This is a genomic window from uncultured Bacteroides sp., from assembly GCF_910578895.1.
In the GTDB taxonomy this organism is placed as follows: Bacteria; Bacteroidota; Bacteroidia; order Bacteroidales; family Bacteroidaceae; genus Bacteroides.
This window is the reverse complement of the sequence record NZ_CAJTSC010000027.1, coordinates 1-5,175: the sequence shown is the minus strand read 5'-3', so window position 1 is coordinate 5,175 and position 5,175 is coordinate 1. Positions and strand designations below refer to the sequence as shown.

Below are 5,175 nucleotides of genomic sequence, written 5' to 3'. Positions count from 1 at the left end.
CGCCTGGAAAGCGTGTATACCCCTAAAGGGTATCACGAGTTCGAATCTCGTTCTCTCCGCTGAAAATAAATGTATATCAAAAAATCCCTGTAAAATATTAATTTACAGGGATTTTTTTGTAGGTACTATAAAGGAGTATGAAAAGAAGGTTCACCCGAAACTTCCGGTGAGCCGAAAAGGGTGGTACTTTGATATAATAAATTCATGATTATGGAGCATAGTGAAAAAGTGACTGTTGCCATTGACAAGATATGGAAAAGTTATAATAAGGAGCAGATGTGGGAGGGGTATGAACTTCTGCGCCAGGCTGCACAAGAGGGGGATGCGGATGCCTATTGTTACCTTGGGCGTTGTCATTTGGGAGAAGAGTTCGTGTGGTGTGGTGCGGAGTTTCCCGTAGATGTGGAACTGGCATCCCGTTTTATCAAGGAAAGTGTATGCCGGGGCAGTGCGGACGGGGTGCTTTGTGCCTTGCGTACCGGTGTTTTTTCTCCTGATGTGGAGAAAACAATGCCTTTTGCATCGCTTAAGGAAGCTTTCGAGGAGGTGGTGCAACGGGCGCAGGCGGGAGACGCGTTCAGCCAATATATGGTGGGAAATGTTATGTTCTATGGTGATTACCTGCTTATTTACGGTGAGGAAGAGAGTCGTAAATACGGTTCGTTGGAGGAATACGAGGCGTTTGCCTATCCGATAGCGGAGGGCTATTATGAGGATTCGTTTGACAATGGTTTGGCAGTGGCGTTTGGCAATTATCGCACTATTTACGAATCGGACTGGGGGAATGCCGATGAAGGAACATTCGAGGAGTATCTGAAACAGCTTGCCGATTCCGGAGACCCTCTCACTTGCAATGATTATGGAAAGTATTTGGAAGATGAGTATGAGGATGCGGAAGAGGCCTTCCGTTACTATCTGATGGCTGTGGAGCGGGGAGATATTCAATCGGCATATAATGTGGCGGTGTGCTACGGAAGCGGTAACGGGGTGGACGAGGATTTGGATAAAGCGTTTGAATATTACATGGCTGCGGCTGAGGCAGGGCATGCAAAGGCTCAATTTCAGGTGGGTAACTTCTATTTTGCCGGACGTGGCAATATCACGCAAGATTATGGCAAGGCTGTGGTGTGGCTGGACAAAGCCTATCGGAATATGGATGAGGAAGATTCCTGGCAACCGGCTGCCGAACTTGCCGTTTGCTATCAGGACGGGCTTGGCGTCGTCCGGGATGATGTTGCCGCATTCAAGTATCTATCCGAAATAGAAGAGAATGAAATGCTCGCCGAGGTATGGGAACCTCTTGATGCCAGGGTGCTGAATGCACTTGGTGTGGCTTATGGTTTCGGACGGGGAACGAAGCGGAACATACCGCAGGCGATAGCCTATTTCGACCTTGCCATAGAGTATGGTTCGGAAGAGGCAAGGCGCAACAGGGAATGTTTCAAGAAAACATTTTTCGGCACTTGGAAGGTAAAGAGCCCTCTTGTTTAAAAACTTGTCCCTGCCGGCTCTTGATTACGGCAAATGTGCCGGTGGCACGGGCATACGGAAAGGATTCTCAAAATAGCGCCTTTTCAGAAACACGCTCTCCCTTACAAGCCTGTTTGCGCTTTGAACACAGGGGTTGTTTTCTGTATTTCTGTTTCAAATCCGAACCAGTAACCGCATTTTGTATGTTCGTCCGGTGGCAGAAAGCAGAGCCGCAAGCCTTCCTTATACGTTCCGTATATCACTTTCCACTGTTCCGGCGGAACCTGATGTTTGGTTCTTACCCTTTCTGCCGGAACTTTCTTCAACGACATGCCGGCTTCTATCCAGGCAATGCTGGCTTGCATCCGATATTCGGGATAGGTCCGTTTGCAGTATTCATACAGTATGAGTCCGCGCTTTTCCAGGCTCATGGGCTGGTCTATAAGATTTATCTGTGTAAGATATTCCAGGAAGTTGTGTAAGAAAGCTTTGTCGTTCAGTATTAACTCCCTGGTCAGTGCCTGCCAGGCGGGGGTATTGTAAAAGCCGTCTAAAAGGCGGGATAGCCGGCGGGCTGTTTGCAGTTCGCTGACACTGATTTCGTTTGTCTCTAAAACTTCATAGGGCGGGAAAGGGGAGTAGCGTATTCCAAGTTCCTCCGCCCGTTGGCGCATTGCCGTGCCGGGAAGCAACTTGAGCGATTCCAATTGTATTTCTCCGGCATTGTATCCGGCAAGGGTGCATACATCTTCAAATATCTCGTTGAGACGATAGAGGGGAAGCCCGGCTATGAGGTCGGCATGTGTTTCCATGTTCGGGAGCGAGCAGAGGAATTTCAGTCCGTCCAGTGCATCGGGCAGTTTACCCATACGGCGGCTTTTTTCAAGCACAGGCTCACGCAGGCTTTGAATACCCGCTTCGAGGTGGAGCAGTCCTTGCGGCAGCCGTTTCAACTCTTCTTTCAGCTCTTCGGAAAGAAGAGCCGGATGTATCTCCAGGTGAAAACGCATGTCGGGATATTCTAAAAACAGCCGGAGCAGCTCTTTTGCGCGGTGCGTGTTATAGTTGAATGTACGGTCGAGCACACGTATGTTTTTAATGCCGTGCTCCCGGATGGTTTCAAGCCGGCGGCGGATGCTGTCGATAGAGAGGGTGCGTACAGGCTTCTCGCCGCCGCTGACGCAAAAGGCGCATGTGTTGAAGCACCCGCGTGTGGTTTCGAGTTGCACGAACGGTTTGCTCCAGTTGAAAAAGCGGCTTTTTTCGGGAGGGACAAGTTCGGAGAAATGCGATACACGCGCTGTTCCGTTATCCTTATATTGTCGGTTGGCGTCCAGGTAGCACAGTCCGGGGATGTCATTCCATTGTTCCGGCCGGTTTCGGCAAGCCAGCCATCGGGGAAAGACCTCTTCGCCTTCTCCCCTGAACACACAGTTCACGAAAAGGTTCTTACGCAGGAAGCCTTCATTGTCTCCGAGAAACTCCGGACCGCCCAAAACGAGGCATGCTTCGGGAAGCAGCGCTTTCAGCCTTGATGTGATATGCAACAGTTGTTCGTGGTTGAAGAGCCAGGCGGTTGCGGCAATAATGTCGGGTTTGTGGCGGTACGCTTCGTCCACAATGGTTCCTGTGTTTTCGTTGATGGTGGCAGATACCATTGCCCATTCGATGGAAGGGTCATCTGCTACCTGTGCATGCAGCGCAGGAAGTGCCAGTGAGGAGTGGGCGTAAGAACTGTTTAAGTCTATCCAAAGAATTTTCATATCCGATTGAGTTTCATCCCTGCAAAGATAGCACATTTTGCTGTCTCATTTAACGGTAAGTGAATGAAGAAAAAAATACAACCTGCCGCTACCGCACTCAAAAAGACGGGTGCGGTAGCGGCAGGAATAGGGTAGACCATATCGGTCTGTTATTTTTCTTGTTCGTCCCCCTTCTTTTTATTCTCTTTCTTCGCCAGCATGATTATGTTGTACACATACTCGGTCATCCACTCTTCCGAGTATCCCAGACGTTCTTTGTACTGGCGGACCGTCATGGCGGTTTTGTGCACATCGTCCTTTTTCCAGACGGTCTTGGTGCAGACCTCGTGCACTGTCTTTTCGGTCATGCCGCGCAATGCGCCTTTAAAGATGGACGGCATGCGGAATTTCCATTGCATCAGGTTGCCCATCAGCATCATCAGGTCGTTGGAGAAACCCTGATACATGAAAAGATATCCCTGCACGTCGTTCTGCGTGCGGCAATGTTTTTTTACGGAAGCATCAATTTCCTTGAAAAAGTTCTCGCTAATGCCGTAGTCCTGCATCAGCATCTTGCGGGAAGCAGCTTTCTCTGCTTGTCCCAGACGGCCACCCTGTGTGGGGATTTTGAATAAACGTTTGAAGTTGGCTACGTCCGGCACAAAACGGATGTTGGTGATGCCCAGGTTGGAGGCTATCACCGACTGGAAATAGACGCGCGTCAATGACACGAAGTCTTCCACATTCTTGGAAGAAACCTCTTCCTGGTTTCTGTTGAATAGTTTGGCAAATATACCCATGATGATAATTTTTCTGATTTACGGACGCAAAGGTAGTAAATAACTTGCTTTTTACCAGCACTTCAACTTTTTTTCTGCTTCATTTCAGCCTGAAGTGGAACTTGTGTCCTTCGAACACGGGCTCCACAATGTCATAACGGATCAGTTTTGCCAGCAGATGCTCCGCAGCGCGGCGCGGCAGGCGTGCCAGGCGGCAATAGCGGTTCAGAGACAGCCGGTCGTTCTGCTCCAGCAAATCGAGCAGCAGTTGTTCGCGTTCGGTATACTTCATCAATTCCCCTTGCGGGCTTTCGCTTTATTGCCAGATGCGCAGGTGCACCGGGGTGGCGAGTATGTTCTCGTCCCTGATGCGCAGGTAGGCAAGGGACTTGTCGGTTTCGTCTTTGGCATACACCGGTTTATGGTCGCTTTCGTCAATCTGCACAAGCAATACGTTGCGCCCTTCCACCTGGTAGGTCTGCATGCTGTAACTCACTTCCGGCCGGCAGTATAGCCGGGCTGCCGCTTCTATCATATATTGCTCTTCGTCGGAGCGTATGCCGGCTATTTTCCCGTTGTCTTTTACGCCGATAAGAAGCCGTCCGCCATCCGTGTTTGAAAAGGCCGAGAGCGTCTTCGCTATTTTCCTCGCATCGGATATTTCGAACTTGAAATCCTGCTGCTGGTGCTCTCCTTCGGCTATGAGAGCATGTATATATTGGGCGTCTGTAAGCGTTTTCATGCTTGCAAAAGTAGATAAAAAACATGTATGAGCCTTTTTTTATGCCAAAATTGCGGATTAAATCAAAAAAAATATCGTTTTTCTGTATTTATTTCAAGAAAGAATGTATTTTTGTCGGACATTATTAACGAAGTAATTAAAACAAGGATTATGAAAGAATTAGTTGAAAAAGTTGCAGAATTGTATGCTGCATTTGAAAAGGATGCAAAAGCTCAGTTGGAAAACGGTAACAAGGCAGCCGGTACCCGTGCACGTAAGGCTTCTTTGGAAATCGAAAAGACAATGAAAGAATTCCGTAAAGCATCTTTGGAAGCTTCTAAGAAGTAAGAAAAAGTACAGATTGGATGCTGTAAAAGACTGCCGTGCGGCGGTCTTTTTTTATTTTTGCTGTCAACTTTAGTACCTGTTTAATTTTGTTCAGCATTATTTTGATAGTTCTTTT

Annotated in this window: 4 protein-coding genes and 1 pseudogene; 2 read left to right on the top strand and 3 right to left on the bottom strand. The window is 48.4% G+C overall.

What is annotated here, in order from left to right; all coding sequences use genetic code 11:
• Positions 1–210: 210 nt before the first annotated feature.
• Positions 211–1,491, top strand: coding sequence for a hypothetical protein (locus QZ327_RS08400; RefSeq protein WP_294618625.1), 1,281 nt, complete (start codon positions 211–213; stop codon positions 1,489–1,491).
• 101 nt (positions 1,492–1,592) lie between these two features.
• On the opposite strand, the gene QZ327_RS08395 is transcribed toward QZ327_RS08400, so the two are convergent.
• The 3 genes and pseudogenes from QZ327_RS08395 to QZ327_RS08385 form a co-directional block, all read right to left on the bottom strand.
• Positions 1,593–3,233 (bottom strand): DUF4080 domain-containing protein, encoded by a 1,641-nt coding sequence (locus tag QZ327_RS08395; protein WP_294618624.1) that lies wholly within the window; start codon positions 3,231–3,233, stop codon positions 1,593–1,595.
• 149 nt (positions 3,234–3,382) lie between these two features.
• Positions 3,383–4,012 carry a hypothetical protein gene (locus QZ327_RS08390; protein ID WP_294618623.1) on the bottom strand — a complete coding sequence of 210 codons (630 nt, stop codon included), beginning with the start codon at positions 4,010–4,012 and terminating at the stop codon, positions 3,383–3,385.
• Between the two features lie 79 nt (positions 4,013–4,091).
• Positions 4,092–4,733, bottom strand: a pseudogene (locus QZ327_RS08385) (helix-turn-helix domain-containing protein).
• A gap of 150 nt (positions 4,734–4,883) precedes the next feature.
• On the opposite strand from QZ327_RS08385, the gene QZ327_RS08380 reads away from it, so the two are divergent.
• Positions 4,884–5,060, top strand: a complete 177-nt coding sequence (locus QZ327_RS08380; protein WP_009121302.1) for a histone H1 — start codon at positions 4,884–4,886, stop codon at positions 5,058–5,060.
• The last annotated feature ends 115 nt before the right edge of the window (positions 5,061–5,175 follow it).

What these genes read in the sequence shown, in the direction of transcription:
- QZ327_RS08400 (WP_294618625.1), top strand. Translation starts at nt 211, where the DNA reads ATGGAGCATAGTGAAAAAGTGACTGTTGCCATTGACAAGATATGGAAA.
- QZ327_RS08395 (WP_294618624.1), bottom strand. Translation starts at nt 3,233, where the DNA reads ATGAAAATTCTTTGGATAGACTTAAACAGTTCTTACGCCCACTCCTCA.
- QZ327_RS08390 (WP_294618623.1), bottom strand. Translation starts at nt 4,012, where the DNA reads ATGGGTATATTTGCCAAACTATTCAACAGAAACCAGGAAGAGGTTTCT.
- QZ327_RS08380 (WP_009121302.1), top strand. Translation starts at nt 4,884, where the DNA reads ATGAAAGAATTAGTTGAAAAAGTTGCAGAATTGTATGCTGCATTTGAA.